This window comes from Dyadobacter tibetensis Y620-1 (assembly GCF_000566685.1).
Taxonomy (GTDB): domain Bacteria; phylum Bacteroidota; class Bacteroidia; order Cytophagales; family Spirosomataceae; genus Dyadobacter; species Dyadobacter tibetensis.
The window spans coordinates 75543-97384 of record NZ_AZQN01000009.1 but is presented as its reverse complement, the minus strand read 5'-3'; the positions used below and the strand labels follow the sequence as shown (position 1 = coordinate 97384).

The window sequence follows — 21842 nt, the reverse complement described above, 5'->3', positions numbered from 1 at the left end:
TTTATAGTTCAATTCCGAAACAAGTGAATGGTATTTTCCGATTTTATTTAGATATTGTGTAGTGATGCTTTCAGGAACTGCATATTCTTTTTTTCATTGACGACATACATTTACGCTAACCTATGAAGGATTATTATCGTGTTCGCGCTTGGTTTGCAACGCTGAGGGCTCTTTTCCCTGCTTTATTTTTAATTTTTCTATTATTTTCCATCCAGGTGGCGGGCGTCGGAGGGATTGTAGAGGTTCGGGGTAAAGTACAGACAGTCGCTGGAGAGGCGCTGATCGGGGCTACGGTCCAGGTAAAAGGGACTAAGACCGGTACTGTTACAGACCCAAATGGAGAGTTCGTACTTCCAAATGTAAATCCGGGATCGACTCTGGTAATATCCATGGTAGGCTTTGTTACCCAGGAGGTGAGGGCCAGCAATACGATTACAATCGTGTTAAAAGAAGATGCCGTAGGCCTGCAGGATGTGGTCATTACGGGTTTTCAACAAATCGATAAGGACAAATTCACAGGATCGGCCGTTACCCTGAAGTCAGAAGATGTAAAGATAGAAGGCCTGCCTGACGTTAGTCGTATGTTAGAGGGGCGGGCTGCCGGCGTCTCTGTTCAGAATGTCTCCGGTACATTCGGAGCTGCTCCTAAGGTGCGTATCCGGGGAGCCACTTCCCTTAACGGAGATAACAAACCATTATGGGTAGTGGATGGGGTGGTCTTGGAAGATATTGTCAACATATCTAATGAGCAACTTTCGAGTGGAGATCCAACCACCTTATTAGGCTCATCTGTTGCGGGACTTAATCCCAATGATATTGAAACATTCGACATCCTTAAAGATGCAGCAGCGGCGGCTTTGTATGGAGCAAGGGCTATGAATGGAGTAATCGTCATTACCACAAAACAAGGGAAGGCAGGAAAGCCAGAAATAAGTTATTCGGGCAATTTCAGCACCCAGCTAAAGCCTTCATACCGAAACTTTAATATTATGAATTCCGCCCAGCAAATGTCCGTGCTGGGAGAGCTGGAACGGAAGGGGTACCTCAATTCCAACATTCTTGACAACTCTGATTATGGGGTCTATGGCAAATATTATAGCTTGCTAAATGGTACGGACGATGGTAGTTTTGGAATCCCCAATACCGTAGAAGCCAAGAACAAATACCTGCTTCGCTTTGCCAATGCCAATACCGATTGGTATGATCTGCTATTTCGCAATAATTTCCTGCAGGAGCATTCTCTAAGCATTTCCTTTGGCTCCGATCGATCCCGATCATATTTTTCTACGAGTTTTCTGAATGATAATGGATGGACCATTGCCGATAAGGTAAGTCGTTATACGCTCAATTTTAGGAACAATTATAAGTTATCGGACAAGGTTTCGGTAGGTTTTTCCACCTTATCGTCCGTTCGGAAGCAAAAGGCCCCCGGTTCACTGAGCCGGCAGAGCAACCCTGTCGAGGGTACTCAGAGCAGAGATTTTGATATCAATCCCTTCAGTTACGCACTCAATACCAGTCGTACGCTCACGGCTTATGACGATAAGGGAGAGTTAGAATATTTCCGAAGGAATTATGCCCCATTTAATATCATTGATGAGCTGAGAAACAATACCATTGATATCAATCTGGTGGACATCCGACTTCAAGGGGATCTGAACTATAAAATTACCCCTCATATTGAATATGACTTTATTGGCGCATTACGCTATATCAAGACGGGGCAGGAGCATCAGATTACCGAAAATTCTAATATGGCCAACGCTTACCGTGCAGCAGGAAATTCCACTATAGCGCTGAAGAATAAATTCTTATACAGCGATCCAGATGATCCCGATGCCTACCCGGTGGTGGTATTGCCTAGGGGAGGATTTTATAATACCAAAAACGATGAGTTGACCTTTTATAATGTCCGGAATAATTTGCGCTATAATAACGTATATGGTGAAAAACATGCTGTAAACGCATTGTTAGGGCAGGAGATAAAATTTACGGATCGGAAAAATTCCAATTTTACGGGATATGGATATCAATACGATCAGGGCGGTGTGCCCTTTGTGGACTACCAAATTCTGAAACAGACTATAGAGAGTAATTTTCAGTATTATGGAATGTCCCAGGAGTATGACCGCTTCGCCGCCTTCTATGCTAGTTTGGGCTATACTTATAACGACAAGTACAATTTTACAGCCTACACCCGTTACGATGGCTCCAACCGTTTTGGGAAATCGTCAATAGGCCGGTGGCTACCTACCTGGACCGTGGCCGGATCATGGAATCTGGATCGGGAGGAATTTATTAAAGATTTGGCTTGGATCAGCTATGCCAAAATCAGAGGTAGCTATGGACTTACCGCCAGCACAGGACCGGCGACCAATTCAGCGGTACTTCTTCGTAGTTTGATCACCAATCGACCCTTCCTGGATGAAAAGGAGTCGGCCATTGACCTGGAGTCCCTGGCCAATCTGGAGCTCACCTGGGAAAAACTTTACAGTGCCAATCTGGGAATAGATGTAGGCTTCTTAGCCAACCGTTTCAATATGAGCCTGGACTTGTATCAACGTAAGAGCTTCGATCTGATTGATAAAATTCGTACTTCTGGTATTGGCGGTCAGACATTTAAGGTAGCCAATTATGCCGATATGGAGTCTAAGGGAATCGACCTGAGTTTGGATGCGGTACTTTTTAAAACTAGAGACTGGTCATTAAAATCGAGACTTACTGCGGGTTATGCGCACACGCTCATCACCCGTGTCGATAATGAGCCAAATATTTATGAAGTAGTGCAAGCTGAAGGGGCCAATCTCCAAGGCCGACCAGTTCGTGGGCTCTATTCCGTTCAGTTTAAAGGTTTAGATCCCAGAACAGGAGTTCCGGCCTTCCTGAACGAAGATGGAGAAGTAAGCACTGACGTATATCTGCAGGATCAGAGCATAGCCTATCTAAAATATGAGGGCCCAGTGGACCCACCGTTGACAGGTGGTTTGAGCAATAGTTTGACCTTTAGAGATTTTACAGCAACGGTCTTTTTGACGGGACAATATGGCAATAAGATCCGGTTGAATAACCTCTATAAACCAGGTAGCAATTCCAGGTCGGCCTATAGCGATTTGGACGGTATGCCAAGGGAATTTAACGATCGGTGGGAGACTCCCGGAGACGAGCAGTTTACTAATATTCCCGCCATCTCCGATATCTTGCAAAATCAATTCCTGGCCGGTACCTATCCCTATACTACTTATAACTACTCTACAGAACGCGTGGCTCGGGGAGATTTTGTTCGGCTGAAATCGGTATCATTAGCTTATAAAATACCTCTGGCTACAGTACAGCGATTCGGGATGAAAGCTGCTTCTGTACAAATTTCGGCAATCAATCCGTGGCTGATCTATTCCGATAAAAAACTCAAGGGGCAGGATCCCGAGTTTTTTAATACCGGAGGTGTAGCACAGCCTATACAAAAACAATTCACTGTAGCCATTAAGTTTACCCTGTAATCGATGATGATAGTACTACAAATGAAGAAGAAAAAATATTTTCAGAAACTGTTTCCCCTGCTTTCGCTAGTGATTCTGTGTGGATGCAATGATTTCTTAGGCACCGAACCGGATAGTACCCGGGCGACTCTGAAGACTCCGGATCAGGTAGCCCAGCTTCTCACCACGGCCTATCCTCAGGGTAGCTATGTAGCCTTTAGCGAGGCTATGAGCGACAATGCTTCCGACAAAGGGGTAGGAGAGGATGATCGTGTGAATAGGGGGTCGTATTTGTTCGAAGTAGTCAACGCTTCAGTTGATAAGGAAGACTCTCCAGATATGTACTGGTCTAAGGCGTACCGCGCGATTGCTGCGGCCAATCTGGCCCTTCAAATCTGCCGGGAGGCTCCGAATCCTGAGGAGTTCAATACTCAGAAAGGCGAAGCCCTGCTGGCTCGTGCCTATGCTCATTTTATGCTGGTAAGTTTTTATTCTAAATTTTACGATCCTCAAACTGCCAGTACCGATATCGGTATTCCCTATGTTACCGAGCCTGAGGAAGAGGTAAATAAGCAATATGACCGGAAAACGGTAGCCTATGTATATGAGATGATCGAAAAAGATTTGTTGGAAGGGCTCCCTTTAATTCGGGATTATGCCTATACCGTTCCTAAATACCATTTCAATATAGCTGCAGCCAATGCTTTTGCCTGTCGGTTTTATTTGGTAAAAGGTGACCATGCCAAGGTAATACAATATGCCAACGCCGTTTTTCCTTCCGGAGATATAGGGGCAAACTTACGTCCTTGGAACACCGAGTATTTACCACTTTCGCCAGAGGCTCTGTACAAGCGCTATGCCAAAGCATCTGAAAATGCCAATCTGTTGCTCGTCGAAACGAATTCAATTTATGGACGTTTCGTCGCACGCTATCGTTATGGTCTTACCAATGCGAAATGGAATGAAATATCGGCCGTTAGCGGACTAACTGGGACCTCCGCTGCCTGGGCATTTCCATTATATACACAAGGTGACGGCAATTTACTAATCCCTAAGTTGTCCGAGTATTTTGTAAAGCAGTCGGTGAATGCTGAAATTGGAGATGTATATGTTATGGTCCCTTTGTTCACGGCCGAAGAGGTTCTTTTTAACAGGGCAGAGGCCTATCTCTTCCAAAATAATAGCGCAGCCGCGCTTGCCGACATCAATTTGTACCTCAGCAAACGTATTCGTAATTATAATGCGACCACTCATGCGGTTACCCTTGCCAAGGTGAGAGCCTATTATGGTTTAAGTAATAATACTCAAAATAACCTGGCCGGATTGTTCTATAGTATCGTCGATTTGCGTAGGCTGGAATTTGTTCAGGAAGGCATGCGCTGGTTCGATATGTTACGCTACGGTATTCCGGTAGAACACGCCACCTTTGAGGGGCAGCTGATTTCCGTAGGCGTAGACGATCCAAGGCGTCAGTTACAATTGCCACAATCTGTAGTTCAGTCGGGTATTAAACAAAATGAACGGTAGGAGATGTTTCTGAAATCAAATATAAAAGATATGTTCTTTAATCCAGGAATCAACAAGGTATTAATGCTACTAACATTGGCTGTTTCCTTGGGCACTTTAAATGCCTGCAAGGAAGAAAGCTTAGGCGATGTAGAGGCGATCTCGGGACTGGGTGGCGATGTGGTGGTGCCCACTGCCATCGATAATTGGCTGTTCGATAGTCTGACTGTCCCTTATAATATTGCTGTAAAATATAGATGGGATCAGTTTGAATTTAATGATGTATCCAAGAAATTGGTTCCTCCCGATGAGCTTAAGATACTACCTCTGTCGAAGGTGATAAGGAGCGCTTGGATAAAGCCCTATATCGACCAGGCGGGACTAGTTTTCTTCAATAAATATTCCCCAAAGCTTTTTGTGCTGTCGGGTAGTGTACAATATTTGTCCAATGGCGCCGTGGTTCTCGGACAGGCGGAAGGAGGGCGGAAGATTGTTGTATTCGATGTGAATAACTTCCGCACAAAGGGTGATCCTACCTATATTCCCGCTCGGGATTCGGTGGTGGTCAAGGAATTTGTTCATACCCTTCATCATGAATTTGCCCATATTTTCCATCAGAATATTTTATATCCTGTAGAGTTTAAAACTGTTACCAAGGGCCTGTATCAAGGAGAAAACTGGATCAATGTCAGCAATGCTGACGCCAGACGCGATGGTTTTATCACTTCCTATGCAAGCTCCGCCTTCGATGAGGATTTCGTAGAAACGGTCTCTATTATGTTGGTAGAGGGCAAAAGCGGATGGGAAAATATCATTAATTCTATTCCGGAAGGGACTAGTGAAAATGGCACCACTAAGGCCCAAGCCCAGGCAAGTCTCAGACGGAAGGAAGCCCTGGTGGTAAGTTATTTCAAAACGGCTTGGGGAATCGATTTTTACGCTTTGCAGGTCAGAACAAGGGCGGCATTGAAACCTCTTTTGTAAACTCAACCTGTTTAAAAATATTTATTTATGAAAATTTCTTATCTCCATTATCTTATCTTTCTTCTGGCATTTGGGCTATGGTCCTGTGCTGAAGAGGAATCGGTATTCGAACAAACAGCCGACGAAAGAGTGAATGCTGCCTTGGCCGATTATCAGAAGCAGTTGTCGGGTGCTGCCAATGGGTGGAAGGGAATTATTTATCCTGGAGCTGGAGGCGTATATAGTTTTTATTTTAAATTTAATGATCAAAATCGGGTTCAGATGTATTCCGATTTTAACATGGAAACTGCCTCAGTAATGAAAGAGAGCAGTTTTCGTCTAAAGGCTATGCAAAGCCCCTCCCTGATCTTCGATACTTATTCCTATCTGCATCTGTTAGCCGACCCCTCGGGGAGTGTCAATGGAGGCAATAATGGGGAAGGTTTAATCTCTGACTACGAATTTTCGTTTCAGCCCAATCCTGATAATCCTGACCAGATGTTGTTGATCGGGACAAAGAATAAAACCCGATTAGTTTTGGTAAAAGCCAGCCAGGAAGAAGCGGTGGCCTATGAGAAGGGTGAACTGGCTAAGAGTTTTATTTTTAGCAATATTGGAAAATACCTAACCTATTTCAAACGGATGACGGTTGGTGGAATTGAATACGAAATAGCAGTAAACCAGACCGCGCGAACGGTAACCTTAAGCTGGCTCGATGGAACCAATGTAAAATCCTTTACGACAGAGTATTATTATAGCTCCACAGGAGTTTCTTTTCTTTCGGCCTTTGTACAGGGGTCTACAACTATTGATGGATTTTCAGGAATTACCTGGGACCCGGCCACCCTGAGTTTGGGGCTCACGGCTGGAGGTTCTAAGACGGTGATTCGTGATGCTACCAAGCCACTGAAGGTAGATGTTGATGCGGCCAAACGTTGGTATAATACTGCCTTGAGTGAAGATACCTATTGGGTGTCGGAGGAGGGGTTTCATATAAATGGAGTTGACGATGCACTGAAGGTTAAAAGTCTGACAAGTGGTGCCGCTACTTATTACTTTTATTTGTATTGGCCTGGATATGGATCAAACTATGATGGGTTTGCCCCCGTATTCTCAGGTGAAACAGGCCTCTCACTGGCCTATTTGGATGCAGTAAAAACGCCAACATTTACGTCTGACGGTCGAGTAGTGTTTTCCGGACTGGGAGTAGCCGGAACCTATCCCACGAACGGACCTGCTGTGGACTCGCGCAATTATCTTTACGATACCAGTGGTTTCTATCTGATCGAACTCTCTGCTGATCGTTACGATATGGTGAGTGCCAAGGATGCCAAAGGATGGATCAGTTGGGTTCGCTAAATGTAAAATATATTGGGATTGGGTCGGGAAAAAAACCTGACCCCTTTTTGTTACCAATACTTTCTTTTTTTATTGGAAAATATGATCCCCCGAACCAGGATTCGCACATGATTCCATAGGGTAGGGAGTAGTCCGAAATGTCGGGTAAGCACATAAAAGCGATCGACCAGCGAGCGACGGTGATTCTGTACCGACAGCCCCCCGATCAGATAACGGCATAAAGGCTGAGGGATATATTCTGTTTTTTTTGATCTTTTCAGACATTTGATCTCCCAATCTATGTCGGCGCTCAAATTATCAATAGGATAGGTGCTGGTGACTCGCTTCCGTGCGATAAAAGCCTGATGGCATACCTTCATCCCCAGCGTAAAGTCCCGCCAGTTAAGGTCAGTAGGCAGCTTATGGGGGGTGCATTCACTGCGTAGACCAACCTCGCTTCCGTTTTCTCTTACAAACATAGCGTCGCTGTAATATACATCAGCTTCTGATTCCAGAGTCGTCATTAAACGTGCCAGCGTATGGCTGTCGAAAATCTCATCTCCAGCATTCATAAACCAAAGGTAGGTCCCAACGGCCCTTTCCTGGCCCTTATTCATTGCATCGTATAGTCCACGGTCGGGTTCAGAACATAGGGTAGTTATCAGATGACTGTAACGCTGGGCGATGGACAAGGTGCCATCTGTAGAGCCTCCGTCTATAATTAAATATTCAATTGCCCCCTTATTCTGTACCATTTCCATGGATGCGTCTATGCTTTTTAAGGTACGCTCCAGGAATCTTTCCGCCTGATAAGTAATGGTAATAATGGTCAGTATGGGTCGGGGCGGTGCTTCTGTTTGTTTCATAACAGCGTCTGGTATAAGTTCAGATGTTGCCCGGCTATTTGGTTTTCTGCATAATTCTCAACTACTTTCTTGCGGGCATTCTGACCCATGATTCCGGTAACATTCCCTTCCAAAACGGCCTCTATTCCAAGGGCCAGGTCTTTTGCGGATCGGCTTGTGGCAAGATATCCATTTTGCAAATGGTCGATCATATCTGAAATGCCTCCTGTGTTAAACCCTACCGTAGGAGTGCCACAGGACATTCCTTCCATAATAGTATTAGGCAAATTGTCTTCCAGAGATGGCACCACAATAAGGTCTGCAGCATTATAGGCTTGCACCATGGTGGCCACCGAGCTGATTTTTCCTAAAAAATGAACCGGTAAGTCCAGGTCATGAAAGTCTTCCTGACTTCCCTTGCCAAAAATAAGTAAAGATAAGTCCCGTCTTTTAATTTGCTGAATTGCCTCCTTAAGAAAGCGAAAGCCTTTACGAGGATCCGCCGTATTCGCACCCGAAAATAGCAGGTATTTTTGAGTGTCGGGCAGGCCTAGCTGTATTCTAACCTGACGTTTGTCGAGGGGTATAAATTGGGATGTGTCTATACAATTGGGTATCACCTCACATCTTTTTGACTGGCTAAGCATGGAAGTTTGAACCAGTTGTCCCAGCCATTTACTGGGTGTTATAAAAGTCAATGGAGTGGTTCCATATAGCTTTCGCTTAAATTCGAACTGACTAAAAGATAGATCGTATTTTCCGGGGTCTGACAGATAAGGGCAGTCGCTGCAATGTGTTGTAAACCGCTCACAGCCTCGGCTATAATGACAGCCACCGGTAAATGCCCACATATCATGCAAGGTCCAGACGATAGGCTTGTTCAGTTCAAATAATTTTTTCATGCCATTCAGGCTCAGAAAACCAAAATTGAACCAGTGCAGATGGATGATGTCGGCAGTTTGGATGAGGGGATGCTGGCTAATATCGGTGCCGATGAGGGCAGGGGAAAAAGCAAAGCGCACAGTCTTGTCTTTTTCGTGGGGCAAGTATGCCAGTCGCTCCCCTACAAAGTGCAGCCAGCGCCATTTTTTTTCCAAATTTGTCTGGGCAAAAGGAGTCACTCCCTCTTCCTCCTTATCGGACTGGTGAACGAGCATATCAGATTTAACGCCCAATTTGGCCAAGGCATGGTTAAGTCTTAAGGCGGCAATGGCTGCCCCACCTTCCCGGTGGAATGTACTTATATGAACTACATTTATCAATTTTTTCTGGATGATTTAGGCTTGTAACCAAAGATATTCAGCTGTAAGTCCATAACCTCGTTATTACGGTATCGGTGATTGACGAAGGGGCTTTTACGGTGCTGTTCAGTATCGATATGGTAACGAAATCCGTTTTCTTCTAATATTTGTAATATGGTAGATAAGGACTGTGTCTGTCCGATATAGGAATGAAATTCCACGAAAATATTCTCCACCTTTCCCAGCTGGAATCGGCAATCTTTCAGGACCTCAGTCTCAGCGCCTTCAATATCCATTTTAAGGAAATCCACTCTTTCCTGGCTGCTCAGAAAATCCGCTAGACGAAGAGAGGGAACCAGGATTTTATTGCCACCTAAAAACATGGAAGATGAATCGGCCGCCTCATTCGCGAACCAAATCCCATCGGTGTCGGTCCAGACCGCCTTTTCAATCAGGTTTACATTTTTTATGCCGTTACGTTCCAGGTTGCCCCGAAGTAACTGCGCTATGGCGGGTGAAGCCTCGAAAGCCGTAACCACCGCATCGGGAAACTGACGCTGGTAGTATAACAGACTCATGCCTATATTGGCACCACAGTCAATTATTACAGGATGCTTGTTCCCAGAATCAAAACGATAACTTTCATCTGCAAATATCTCCTTATACTGCCATAAAAAGGACATGGTATCTGGTACCTTTAGGCTGTAGCTACCGAATTTTACTTCCGTTTCGGCAAACCGTGGTTTGTCTCCATAGGCCCAACAGAGCTTCAAAAACTGCCTGTGAGTTTTGGATTGTAGGGTATAAAATGGTTCTTTGAGTAAATAGCGCAGCCAATACATAATTTATTTTTACATCAAGATAAATTTCCGAGGTCAAAGGTAATTCTTATGTGACATAATTATTGGATAATAGAGGCATTTAATACATTTGCCGGGTTTAGTTACTGCCGGGCTAGGGTCTTCACTCACGCGCATTTTTGTCTTGCTAATTAATATGTCTAGCTTTAAGGCCCGAAAAAAATAAATTCATGCCGGAAACCGAATCAGCCAAAATAGCCATTATCGGACTAGGCTATGTGGGGCTCCCCCTTGCCGTAGCCTTTAGTAAATATTATCCCGTTATTGGGTTCGACATCAATAAGGAACGAGTTGAGGAACTCCGTGGTCATTACGATAGGACCCAGGAGGTGCTTTCCGAAGACCTTGCGGCTTCGCGGCTCCACTTTACCTGTCAACTTCGGGATTTGCAGGCTTGTAACGTCTATATAGTTACCGTGCCTACCCCAATTGATAACTACAAAAAGCCAGATTTGGGTCCCTTGCTTAAGGCGAGCCAGACCATTGGGCTGGTATTAAAGAAGGGCGATGTAGTGATTTATGAATCTACCGTATACCCAGGCTGCACAGAAGAAGACTGTGTGCCGGTTTTAGAGAATCATAGTGGCTTGCGCTTTAATGTAGATTTTTATTGTGGATATTCTCCGGAACGGATCAACCCGGGTGATAAGATCAACACCCTTACCAAAATTAAAAAAGTCACCTCCGGTTCCACTCCAGAAATTGCACTGTTTGTCGATGCCCTCTATGGTAGTATTATTACGGCTGGTACTCATTTAGCTTCCAGCATCAAAGTTGCTGAAGCCTCAAAAGCCATTGAAAATGCCCAGCGCGATGTCAATATATCATTTATGAATGAACTAGCGCTCATTTTCGATAGAATGGGTATCGATACTACAGAAGTATTGGAAGCAGCCGCTACCAAATGGAACTTTCTTAAATATAAGCCGGGCCTTGTGGGGGGGCATTGCATAGGGGTGGATCCCTACTATCTGGCCTATAAGGCCGAGTCTTTAGGCTATTCGCCCCAGGTAATACTTTCGGGGCGTAGAGTGAATGACCTGATGGGTGTATTTGTTGCCAATAAACTTGTGAAGCTCCTCATTAAAAAGGGCCATAGAATTGAAGGCAGCAGGGTGTTGATTCTGGGAATAACCTTTAAAGAAAATTGCCCGGACATTCGGAATACGCGGGTGGTTGACGTATACAGGGAACTTACAGATTTTGGAATGAAGGCGGTAGTCTATGATCCGTGGGCGTCCACCGAACAGGTTCAGAAGGAATACGGGTTTTCGCTTATTGAAAGACCAGAAGGGAAATATGAAGCCGTTGTCCTTGCCGTATCTCATCAGGCTTTTCAGGAGTTAGAAATCCCCCTTTTTACCAATCCGAATTCTGTAATATTTGACCTTAAATCGATTCTTCCAAAAGAAATGGTAGACTCAAGGCTGTAAGGGGTATCTAGGTATTAAAATTAATTGAGAATTGCCTATATATATTCCAAATGAGTTTTGGCTAGAGAATTCTGTATTTTATAAAATTCTTTATTTTGAGTAAAAGTGGCACTTGGTAATATTTTTTAAAGGCCTTAATTACGCTAGGATCAGGTAGCAGGAAAGGGTCTATTCCGATCGGCTCCGGATTAATTTCACTGTCATAATAGTCCGTTTTATAACTAAAGTTGGTTCCGCTACCGTCCGTCCCAATGTTTTTTAATTTTGATTTTACAGGGTAAAGGCCATAGGCCTCATTTTTAAACTGGGCATAGGTCCACCGGATAGCCCAGGAATCAATTACTCCGCTCTGTTGCTTAATCAGCATGGGCCAGAGGTCATCGCCACCTTGGATAAATCTGTTAATGGCTTTTTTGTCTTTTTTAAAATTTGAAAAGTCAGACATCTTCCAGTCGGCTTTTTCCCATCTGTTGAGCCAGGTTCCCCATCCCCAGGAGCTGGCTCGGGGGGCCATAAACAGGTCGGCACTATACCTGGAAGGAAGCGATAGGGGCGGGCAGTACCCCGTTACGGAGAAGATGTCATTTCTTCCTTGGTAGATCTTTAGTGCTTGATTCATGAAACTTAAGAAATCAGAAGAAAGTATCAGATCGTCTTCAAGTACGATTACTTTTTTGTATCGATAGATGGTGTCACTAACACCCTGAACCACAGAATTCGCTAATCCGTTATTGCCGGGTGATTCATGAATCACGACCGTCTTAAAACCTGAGATCTGCCTGAGTATTTGCCTTACCTGCTCAACCAGAGGCTTATCCTTTTCATGCTTTGGCCCGTCCGAATAAATGATAAGATCAGAGCCGGTAGCGAGTGTGTTCTGTTGCAAGGATTCCAGAGTCTTTTCCAGATGCAGCGGACGGTTATAGCAGAATAGTAGGATGGGGGCAAGATCTGATGCTATAGTCATGAATAAGAATTTAGAAATATCCAACAGCACCCTCAGGAAATGGAGGCATATGCTGCCGATAGTTTATTGCCGGATTGACGGCTTGCATTTATTTAAAACATTTTACCTATTACAGGGATTTTTACAGCCGTTTTAATACGTTCTTTAGCAAAATCAAGATCTTTAATATAGATGGTGTTAGCCGGGTTGGGGGTTTCTATAGGAATAATATCCCTTGTGGACGGATTATAATTAAATGGTCTGAAACCATAGGATAATAATTTGTTATGAATATAGTTTTGGCCGTATTCGTACTGGTCAGAAAGCCCGTTGGTCTCCATAATTATCACCCGCAATTCTGGACGCTGAAGCGTTTGAATGGCTCCATTTATCACGTTTGCCTCAAAACCTTCTACATCAATCTTAAGGAAGTTGGGAGATTCTGTAACCATCATATTATCTAAGGAATCAACAGGAATCCTGGACACAGGGCCTGAATAGTTACTGTCGGTGATCACGTGATTGACGGCATCTAGGGCATTGGAAAAAACCAAAGTTTCTGGTTTATCACCTACTCCCATATTAAACAACTGCGAGCGGTCCTGCAATTGGTTATAAACTATATTCCGTTTTAGGTTTGCGAAAGTAGAAGGAATAGGCTCGAAGGAGATGACATGAGCTCCTGCGACACCAGCAGCGAGCACGGAATAAACCCCAACATTGGCTCCTATATCGACAAATGTGTCTTCAGGCCTTAAAAAATGCATAAGAAAAAGCATTTCTTCGTGGTCATAGAGACCGGTGTATATTTGTAGTTCGGCACTGGACATACCCTTTTCAACGACTAATCTGGTTCCTGAAATAAAGGGATACACCATAGCATCCTGATGAAGACGGATCGCTACTCCTCTTTTAAAAAAGGTAAACAGTGCATGGATTTTTCGATTCCTATTAAAGGGGTGGCTCAGAATCGTTTTGATCGTCTTTAATTTCATTGGTATTAATCGTTTAATTATAATTACCAGCACCCGGAAACCGAAGCCTACCTTTAAGCAGGTTAGGTTTTAAGTTTCCTTCAGGGAAGTATGGAAAAATAGGCCTAAACGTAGGTGACGATTTAGTTATCTTTCCAAGAAGGATCCAACTTTTTGTGCTCGCTACAAAAGTAGTTCAGTCATCACTAAGTTGTTTGTTTTAATTCTGGAAAAATCAGGAATAAATTATTCCTAGACATTCTGTCCGAAGCTATTTCCATAAATCTTTGGGGAGGTCAACCACAAGAAGAGTGTAGCATTATGACCTTAGTTTCTTATATTTAATCTATATTTCATATTCAACCATACCTGTTGCTTTGGTTTACGGGATAATGTGAACTGCCGCATGAGGGTTTAAGGTCTATGACATTGAAAATTTTAACCGTAATAGGGGCACGTCCTAATTTTATGAAGGTAGCGCCTTTGCATAAGGCCTTTCTGCAAAATAAGCACGTGGAGTCAAGAATCGTACATACCGGGCAACATAGTGATGTTCAGATGTCGGAGGTGTTTTTTGACCAGCTCGACCTACCCAGTCCCGACCATTATTTAGGTGTCTCAGGTCCTTCCCACGCAGTTCAAACCGCCAATATCATGATAGCCTTTGAGGGCGTTTTGCTTGCCGAAAAGCCAGACGTTGTGGTCGTGGTAGGGGATGTGAATTCTACCTTAGCATGCGCTCTGGTAGCAGCCAAGGAGCAAATTGCAGTGGTGCATGTGGAAGCCGGGTTACGAAGTGGAGATCGGAAGATGCCTGAAGAGATCAATAGAATCCTTACCGATCGAGTAGCGGAGCATCTATTCGTATCCGAAACCTCTGCTATAGCGAATTTGACTGTAGAAGGCATATCTAAAGACAAAATACATTTTGTAGGTAATGTAATGATTGATACCTTAATGCATTATCAGGAGCAGGCGCTTAAACTGAATTTAATAGATCAATATGATCTCAAAAGCAAAGGCTATATTTTTTGCACCATGCATCGGCCAGGAAACGTTGATATTTACAAAAGCTTATTGCTCCTGATCGAAGTCATAAAGACGGCCCTTCGCCATAGACCAGTGATCTTCTCCATTCATCCACGAACGAGGGGGAATCTGAATAGATTTGGGTTGTTAGAAGTATTAGAGTCGCTTCCCGACCTTGTTATACTGGAGCCTCAGGGCTACCTGCAATGCCTGAATTTGATGTATCATGCTGCGGCAGTGATTACTGATTCAGGAGGAATCCAGGAGGAAACCACCTATCTGAAAATTCCATGCATTACTTTTAGGTCCAACACAGAACGGCCAGCTACCATTTTGTTGGGAACCAATCATTTGTTAGAAGATTTAGATCCGCATTCATTAGATTTTTTGCTGGGTGAAATTTTGTCTGGTAAAGTGAAACAGGGAGGTATACCACCTCTATGGGATGGGAAGGCAGCGGGTCGTATTGCAGCTATTCTTGTTGAACACTATCACAAAGATTAGGGGAATGCCGCTAATGTAGATTACATTTGCTGAATTAATTAAGTATAAGAGGGGCTTGGGCTTCTGAATTCGATAATATTTTTTTAAAGTTTTTCTCGATAGTGGGTATAGTTGTACGTCAAAGTTTAAAGGCAGGGTTGGGTTCCTATATTGGCGTTGGTATAGGCATCATCAATCAGATGTATGTTTCCACTAAGTATTTATCGGTTGAGCAATTGGCCTTGTCCAGACTACTTTTCGAAAATAGTCTTCTCTTTTCCGCGTTTGCCCATTTAGGAACTCCCTTCATCGCAGATAAATTTTTTGGGCTGTTCCGGGATGATGAGCAGGAGCATCACGGGATACTACCGCTGTTATTATTCCTGCCCTTTGTGGGTGCATTTCTGTTTGCGGGGATTTACCTGGCATGTTCGGATGCCATACAGGCATATTATGCCGCCCGTTCTCCAATGATTTTGAAGTATCATATCCTGGTGATTCCACTGACTTTCTTCTGGATCTACATTGCCGTCCTTGAGGCATATTGCAGAAATAATGCCAGGATTGCCGTTCCAGGTTTTATTCGGGAGGTATATCTACGTATGGCTAATATGCTACTGATCCTTATTTTCGGCTTGGGATGGTTAAGTTTTGATATACTCATGTACTTAATGGTAGCCTCCTATGGGGCTGCGGTGGTGTTCCTTTGTATTTATATTAAAAAATTGGGTAAATGGTATTGGCGTTTCCCCGACAGAAAAATCCTTAATTCAACCCTGATAAAGCAAATATTAGGATATGGCAGCTTTACACTGCTAGGGGGACTAGGCGTTAATCTAATGCTATTTATCGATCGCTCCATGTTAGCAGGGGAAAGAGGATTAATAAGCACCGGGATATTTATCATTGCAACATATATGGCAGGGGTAATAGAAATACCTAGGAAGGCAATTGCTCAAATCTCTATACCCTTATTGTCCTCAGCCCTGCTCAAAGGGGATTATGGTCAGGTGCGGATTATGAACAGGAAATCCGCTTTAAACCAGCTCATAGCAGGAGGGCTGTTTTTTCTTTTGATCTGGAGCAGTATCGATGAAATATTCTACCTGATACCCAAAGGAGATACCTATGGAGAGGGGAAGTTTGTGGTGCTGTTCATAGCATTGGTAAAAGTATTCGATATTGCTACTGGGCTTAATACGGAAATCATTCTGTATTCTAAGCATTACAAATTTGCCACCCTATTTATCGTGATTTCTGCTTTGATCGGGTTTGGCCTGAACCTGTGGTTGATACCATTACATGGATTTACCGGTGCCGCCATAGCCACCGCTGTTACCACACTAATTTACTCCCTGTCCAGAATGAGTTTTGTATGGTTTAAATTTCAGGTGCTACCCTTTTCATGGAAGACCATGCAGGTTCTGGTTATTTTGCTGGTACTGTTTGGGCTGACTCAGTTGATACCTAGTTATGAAAAAAGCATAGGATTAGCCATGCTGGTGCTTTTTTTGAAATCGATAATCATACTCTTGGTTTTCGCAACTCTGATTATTCTCTTACAAGTTTCTGAGGAGATCAATGGGCTGGTCGGTGTGGTGCAAGACAAATGGGCGAAACGGTTCCGATAAGCCGCTAATAGGATGCTGATTTTAGTTGCTCCAAAATAGTATGGACCTACTTTCTGATTTATAGCAGCATTTTTCTCCATTCTATTTTATGGGTTACCTGGCCTCCAAGGTTCATTTTGAAATGCCCTAGAGATTCCTTGAATTGGCCAGTCTGATCGAGACTCGTTCCTAAATCCAGAAAAGCTGCACCCGCTAATCGAGCCGTTTCAAACATACTGGCATACAACATTACCATTGGGCTATAGGACCGGTAGTCGGCTCGATCGGCCATAAGAAAGGTGTAAAATACCTGGGCATGCGCTTTTACCAGTAGTCCGGTTGCGATGCGCTGCTTATTATGTACAATCTCGTGAAAATAATAACGATCTGGGTCTTCGCTAAGGATACTACAGAGTTTTTGACAGGAAACAGAAGGAGCATACCCTTTGATTTCCCACTGCTTAGCCAGCCAATTGTACCAGGATTCAATGTCTACATCCTGTAGAATATTTGCAGTAAAGCCTGAGGCTAAACATTTACGCAACCTCCTCCGTTCGGATTTGTGTAGTCTTGCTTCGAAAGGAAAATTGGATAAGGGAATGTGTATATTAACCAGCCGTGCTGATGCTTCATATCCCAGTATGGGCCAGTCAACTCGTCTCAAAGAAGGGGCCGTAGGATAAATCTTTGAGGGCATTCGAATAACGATGGCTTTTCCACCTTGACCTTTAATCCATTTTTCAACTGAAACCATAAGAAAATTTAAGGCCTCCGAAGGGACTACTGACTGGCTCTCTAGTCCCCCAAACGGTAAACCGGGTAAAGATATCCATATTCCATCTTCCATTTCCTGGATCTTTATACGCGCATGGATACGATTGGTTATTCGGTGCAAAAGAGAAATAGTAAACAATTTGTGCTTAAATTGTTGGGGGATTTTATAGGACTCCTGATAGAAGATAGGTTCAAAACTTGCAGGCAAACGTTCTTTCTCCAACTCATTTTTATAATGAATTTTCCATTTCTCAGGATTGTATAGTTTTTTTTTAATGGTTTTAATAGCTAATTAGTTACTTTAGTATGATTTTTTTCGTCTATGGTACCAGGTAGATAAAAATGGTATTTCTGGATTTTGTACGAGTTTTTTCGTCAGAAAGTTTTTTGTATATTTCTTGATCACGTTAGAACTTATTCGCTCAGACTAATTACAATTCATACTTTGATCGTTATATTTGCGAATATTAAATAATAATGTCGGGAAAGATATTATTATATGGCAGAAATTTTATAAAATGAAATTTGAATACAGGGCTATTTTAAATTAGCTCTTAAAACTGAAGAATAAGAATCTGACTTGATATTTGCCGTATTCCCTAATTTTGGACTAAATAGTACTTCATGAAACACATTATAATTGCCGAAGATCATGCGGTTGTTCGCATCGGCACCAAACACTTATTACAGTCTCTTATACCAGACGCCGAAATTACAGGAGTAAACGATTTTGATGGCATCCTTCAAGCAATGGAAGGTCGATTCTACGATCTATTAATTTTGGATATTAATATCCCTGGCGGAAATAATACCAAGATGGTAGAAGTCATACGCCAAAAATCTCCAGAGACAAAAATCTTGATGTTCTCTAGTTATGACGAGCAATTATATGGCTTACTGTATCTTCAGGCCGGTGCAGATGGTTATCTGTCCAAAGATGCTCCGGAGGAAGAATTTAAGGCGGCTGTTCTAAGCGTTCTGGCCAATCGGAAATATATGAGCGAAGAGATGCAGCAGATCAACATCAATCGGCTTATCAATCCGAAGGAGTTTCAGCCCGACCCCGTGGTATCCTTATCGCCTCGCGAAACAGATGTGATGAATCTTCTTAAAGAAGGATTGGGAACTGCCAAAATTGCGGAAAAACTGAATCTTCAATTGTCAACAGTAAGTACTTATAAAGCTCGAATTTTCGAAAAATTAGGAGTAAAGAATATTGTAGAATTGATTACGAAAATCAAATAACCGAAACCATTTCGGTACTTAGTTTATACCTGGCTTGCTATGTTCGCATGCCAGGTATCTTTATATACTTTCGTTTCATTTTGATATGGAAGGAAATACTTGATCGCAGTACTAGCTTAAATATTATTAATATGCGGAAATTGATGGTGGAGGAGATGAATCGACTTACGGTCGAGGACTTTAAGGATGTTACTAAATTTCCTTTTCAGATAATATTAGACAATATCCGCAGTTTCAACAATGTGGGGTCATTCTTTAGAACTGGTGATGCTTTTCGTACTGAGAAGTTGATCCTGGGTGGGTATACGCCGCATCCGCCTCACCGCGAGATTACCCGGAGTGCCTTGGGGGCCGAAAACGCCGTAAATTGGGAAAAAATTAACGATATTACCCCATATATTTTGGAATTGAAGGATGCCGGATATCGCGTATTCGCTATTGAACAAGCAGAAGGCAGTCTGTCCCTGGAGCAATTCGACCCCAGGCCTGGTGACCGATACGCCTTCATTTTTGGAAATGAAGTCGAAGGAGTTAGGGATGAGATCATGGATCTCTGTGATGGTTGTCTCGAAATTCCTCAATTTGGAACCAAACATTCTCTGAATGTTTCAGTTAGCGCAGGAATAGTCTTGTGGAGTTTTGTTTCAAAAAATATAACATAAATATAATACAAGATATTTGGTATATTGGAAATAATGACGGGAATTTGTGGGTTAAACTAAGGACTCAAGTTTTCCGGCAAGCTTTAGTTGTGTATCTTGTGTACGTTCACCAATAAAAATCCTATGAAATCCAAAATTAAAAAACTATCCAGCGAAATTGCTTCTTCGATATCTGAAAAAATATCTGCTGCCACTACTTCTTCTAAAAAGATTAAAAAGTCTGTAGAAAAAGCCGCAGAAAAATTGGCTAAAAAGGTGGCCAAGCTTGAGAAGGATGAGGTTAAAAAGAAGGAATCCAAATCAAAAAAAAAAGTAAAGCCGGTAAAGTCAAAGGTAAAAGCCAAAAAGGAAAAGGCAAAAAAAGCTGACAAACAGCCAGTAAAGGACAAAGCGCCGGCTGTCCAAACCGCTCCTGAAACCAAGACTCAGGAAACGGGCATTACGGCTGATAAGCCAGCAGCAGCTCCCAAGCCTAGAGCTCCCCGTAAGCCCCGTGCTCCGAGATCGACTTCTGCCTCTACAACCGTAGCCAAAAAGCGGGTGGGTCGTCCTCGTACGGTGCGCAAGCCAGTAGAAACTCCTGCTACCGAGACTCAGGCACCTGCTGAACCCACTGTCGATCAGGCGCAGGAAGGACAAGCATAAATATGATACAACCAGATATAGCTCACTGGCTCTTTCAGTAAACTATATCTGGTTTTTCGTTACCTATTAGCGGACTTCTGCGTATGCTAGGCGTAAAGCTTATAGGGTATGACGCATCTTTTGCTAATTTATTGGCTAGTTCTCCAGGCTGTTCCAGGCCGGACCTTTCAGAACTACTATGGGCAGATTCTTATCACTGAGATAATGTCCGATCCATCTCCTCCTGTCGGACTACCTAATGCCGAATACCTGGAACTGCTGAATACGGGCTCGACGGATCTTTCTCTAAAAAACTGGAAGTTAACCATAGGGCAGACGCAAATCCTTCTCCCCGATACACTGTTGCCGGCTGGTTCTTATATACTACTATGCCATAAAAACAATTTGTCTCTATTTACTCCTTATGGTCGTCTTTGCGGATTGTCTTCTCTGACTCTTCCCAATGATGGGGCTTCCTTGGCATTATATTCTTCTACAAATCAGCTGGTATACGCCGTGAGCTACTCTTCGTCTTGGTGGGAGCCTTCTAAGAGGCAGGGTGGATATGCATTAGAAATTAAGGATATTCATGCCCCCTGTACTGATCGGGAGAATTGGCAGGCATCAGTAGATCCTTTGGGTGGTACTCCTTCAAAAATCAATAGTATTGTCGTTTCGCTTTCCGATAGGCAATCGCCTCAGCTCGCATATTATGGCCTTTACAACCAGCAGTCGGTTCGTATGGTATTTAGCGAAAGGCTGGATAGTCTAAAGCTATCATTTGATGGCTCTTTTGTTATGGATGGATCGCCAGCACGGTCGATACTCCTGCAAAGACCTGAATTTTCAGTTGTGCAGGCTAGCCTGCCAAAGGAATTGCAGATAGGCATCGGTGAAGAATTCAGGATCCGTAATGTTTCCGATTGTGCTGGTAACCTGATGCCAGAGACCAGCATTCGTCTGGGATTGCCGGTCATCGTTGATTCAGGAGCGGTCTTGATCAGTGAGGTTTTATTCAATTCTCTGGCTGAAGGAGTCGATTATGTGGAGCTGGTCAATCATTCCAACAATTTTGTTAATCTGTCGGGATGGAAGTTAGGGAACGTTAGAAATGGAAGGAATGAAAATGAAAAGCTAATTACAAGTCATCCATTATTGATACCTCCCTATGGTTATCTGGTCGTCAGTATCGATGGATTGAAGGTTTTTCGGCAGTATCCTTATGATGAAAAACCCCTTGTCGGGGGAAGGCGATATGTGAATGTTTCGCAGCTGCCTGCATATGCCCTCGATACGGGAGGAGTGGTGTTATTCAATGATCAGGGAAAAGTTGTAGATCGGCTCTTGTATTCCCAGTCTATGCATGATCCATTGCTGGCAAAACAAAAGGGAGTATCCCTGGAAAGAGTAAACCTACAAAAACCATCGAACGCCCCCGGGAACTGGCAGTCTGCTTCCGGTGCTAGTGGATTTGGTACGCCAGGTTACGCTAATAGTCAGCGTTATCTGGCCGAAGCCCTGGACCTGGTCGTGGTAGAACCCGAGGGATTCAGCCCCAATGGCGATGGGATCGATGATATTGCTCTGGTACGCTTTAGTTTTACGAGACCAGGTCATTTTGCAAACGTCTCAATTTTTAATCAAAACGGTAGATTAATCAAGATTTTAGCGAGTAACCTTTCGGTAGGTGGTCAGGATACCCTAGTTTGGGACGGTACCGATCAACAGGGTAACCTAGTGGCGGGCGGCTACTATTTTATTGTCTCTGAGGTATGGAATGCTTCGGGCTATCGGCAGACTTTCAAATGCAAGCTCGTCTTGGGGCGTTAGAGA

At 43.4% G+C, this 21842-nt stretch carries 17 protein-coding genes; 11 read left to right on the top strand and 6 right to left on the bottom strand.

Translation table 11 applies throughout. The annotated features are described in order from the left end of the window. Positions 1-122 precede the first annotated feature (122 nt). Genes X939_RS0119120 through X939_RS0119105 form a run of 4 tightly spaced genes read left to right on the top strand, consistent with a single transcriptional unit; the run spans position 123 to position 7304 of the window. On the top strand, positions 123-3497 hold the full coding sequence (locus X939_RS0119120; protein ID WP_025764891.1) for a SusC/RagA family TonB-linked outer membrane protein: 3375 nt from the start codon (positions 123-125) through the stop codon (positions 3495-3497). 3 nt (positions 3498-3500) lie between these two features. After that, complete coding sequence (locus tag X939_RS0119115; RefSeq protein ID WP_229236113.1) at positions 3501-5003, top strand: RagB/SusD family nutrient uptake outer membrane protein; 1503 nt, start codon at positions 3501-3503, stop codon at positions 5001-5003. Between the two features lie 30 nt (positions 5004-5033). Further along, positions 5034-5966 carry a zinc-binding metallopeptidase gene (locus X939_RS0119110; RefSeq protein ID WP_229236112.1) on the top strand — a complete coding sequence of 311 codons (933 nt, stop codon included), beginning with the start codon at positions 5034-5036 and terminating at the stop codon, positions 5964-5966. A 27-nt stretch (positions 5967-5993) separates the two neighbouring features. Then, entirely contained in the window at positions 5994-7304 is a 1311-nt protein-coding gene (locus X939_RS0119105; protein WP_025764888.1) for a DUF4302 domain-containing protein, read from the top strand. Between the two features lie 50 nt (positions 7305-7354). On the opposite strand, the gene X939_RS0119100 is transcribed toward X939_RS0119105, so the two are convergent. From X939_RS0119100 to X939_RS0119090, 3 genes are read right to left on the bottom strand one after another with little or no spacing between them, the layout of a single operon-like run. Next, positions 7355-8149: a glycosyltransferase family 2 protein gene (locus tag X939_RS0119100; RefSeq protein ID WP_044200094.1), complete on the bottom strand. Its 795-nt coding sequence runs from the start codon at positions 8147-8149 to the stop codon at positions 7355-7357. Next, positions 8146-9390 carry a glycosyltransferase family 4 protein gene (locus X939_RS0119095; protein WP_229236111.1) on the bottom strand — a complete coding sequence of 415 codons (1245 nt, stop codon included), beginning with the start codon at positions 9388-9390 and terminating at the stop codon, positions 8146-8148. The genes X939_RS0119100 and X939_RS0119095 overlap by 4 nt, the downstream gene beginning before the upstream one ends. Next, positions 9387-10142, bottom strand: a complete 756-nt coding sequence (locus X939_RS0119090) for an FkbM family methyltransferase (RefSeq protein ID WP_229236110.1) — start codon at positions 10140-10142, stop codon at positions 9387-9389. Before X939_RS0119090 ends, X939_RS0119095 begins: the two co-directional genes overlap by 4 nt. Before the next feature lie 257 nt (positions 10143-10399). Between X939_RS0119090 and X939_RS0119085 the strand changes: the two genes are divergently transcribed. Then, a complete protein-coding gene (locus tag X939_RS0119085; protein ID WP_025764884.1) occupies positions 10400-11662 on the top strand; it encodes a nucleotide sugar dehydrogenase in 1263 nt (420 codons plus the stop codon). Positions 11663-11723: 61 nt separating this feature from the next. On the opposite strand, the gene X939_RS0119080 is transcribed toward X939_RS0119085, so the two are convergent. Beyond that, positions 11724-12629, bottom strand: a complete 906-nt coding sequence (locus tag X939_RS0119080) for a glycosyltransferase family protein (RefSeq protein WP_044200090.1) — start codon at positions 12627-12629, stop codon at positions 11724-11726. 92 nt (positions 12630-12721) lie between these two features. After that, positions 12722-13603 carry an FkbM family methyltransferase gene (locus X939_RS0119075; RefSeq protein WP_025764882.1) on the bottom strand — a complete coding sequence of 294 codons (882 nt, stop codon included), beginning with the start codon at positions 13601-13603 and terminating at the stop codon, positions 12722-12724. A 402-nt stretch (positions 13604-14005) separates the two neighbouring features. On the opposite strand from X939_RS0119075, the gene wecB reads away from it, so the two are divergent. Continuing rightward, complete coding sequence (gene wecB, locus X939_RS0119070; protein WP_310588079.1) at positions 14006-15115, top strand: non-hydrolyzing UDP-N-acetylglucosamine 2-epimerase; 1110 nt, start codon at positions 14006-14008, stop codon at positions 15113-15115. A gap of 101 nt (positions 15116-15216) precedes the next feature. Continuing rightward, positions 15217-16725 (top strand): lipopolysaccharide biosynthesis protein, encoded by a 1509-nt coding sequence (locus X939_RS0119065; RefSeq protein WP_025764880.1) that lies wholly within the window; start codon positions 15217-15219, stop codon positions 16723-16725. A gap of 58 nt (positions 16726-16783) precedes the next feature. On the opposite strand, the gene X939_RS0119060 is transcribed toward X939_RS0119065, so the two are convergent. Next, the gene (locus X939_RS0119060) at positions 16784-17599 is read right to left on the bottom strand and encodes a GNAT family N-acetyltransferase (protein WP_198034460.1); all 816 of its coding nucleotides are present in this window, start codon (positions 17597-17599) and stop codon (positions 16784-16786) included. A gap of 503 nt (positions 17600-18102) precedes the next feature. Between X939_RS0119060 and X939_RS0119055 the strand changes: the two genes are divergently transcribed. The 4 genes from X939_RS0119055 to X939_RS0119040 all read left to right on the top strand — a co-directional run bounded on the left by X939_RS0119055 (position 18103) and on the right by X939_RS0119040 (position 21839). Further along, the gene (locus X939_RS0119055; RefSeq protein WP_025764878.1) at positions 18103-18723 is read left to right on the top strand and encodes a response regulator transcription factor; all 621 of its coding nucleotides are present in this window, start codon (positions 18103-18105) and stop codon (positions 18721-18723) included. Between the two features lie 131 nt (positions 18724-18854). After that, complete coding sequence (locus X939_RS0119050) at positions 18855-19385, top strand: RNA methyltransferase (protein WP_025764877.1); 531 nt, start codon at positions 18855-18857, stop codon at positions 19383-19385. Between the two features lie 123 nt (positions 19386-19508). Next, the gene (locus tag X939_RS0119045; protein WP_025764876.1) at positions 19509-20030 is read left to right on the top strand and encodes a hypothetical protein; all 522 of its coding nucleotides are present in this window, start codon (positions 19509-19511) and stop codon (positions 20028-20030) included. A gap of 108 nt (positions 20031-20138) precedes the next feature. After that, positions 20139-21839, top strand: a complete 1701-nt coding sequence (locus X939_RS0119040) for a lamin tail domain-containing protein (protein ID WP_025764875.1) — start codon at positions 20139-20141, stop codon at positions 21837-21839. Positions 21840-21842: the final 3 nt, after the last annotated feature.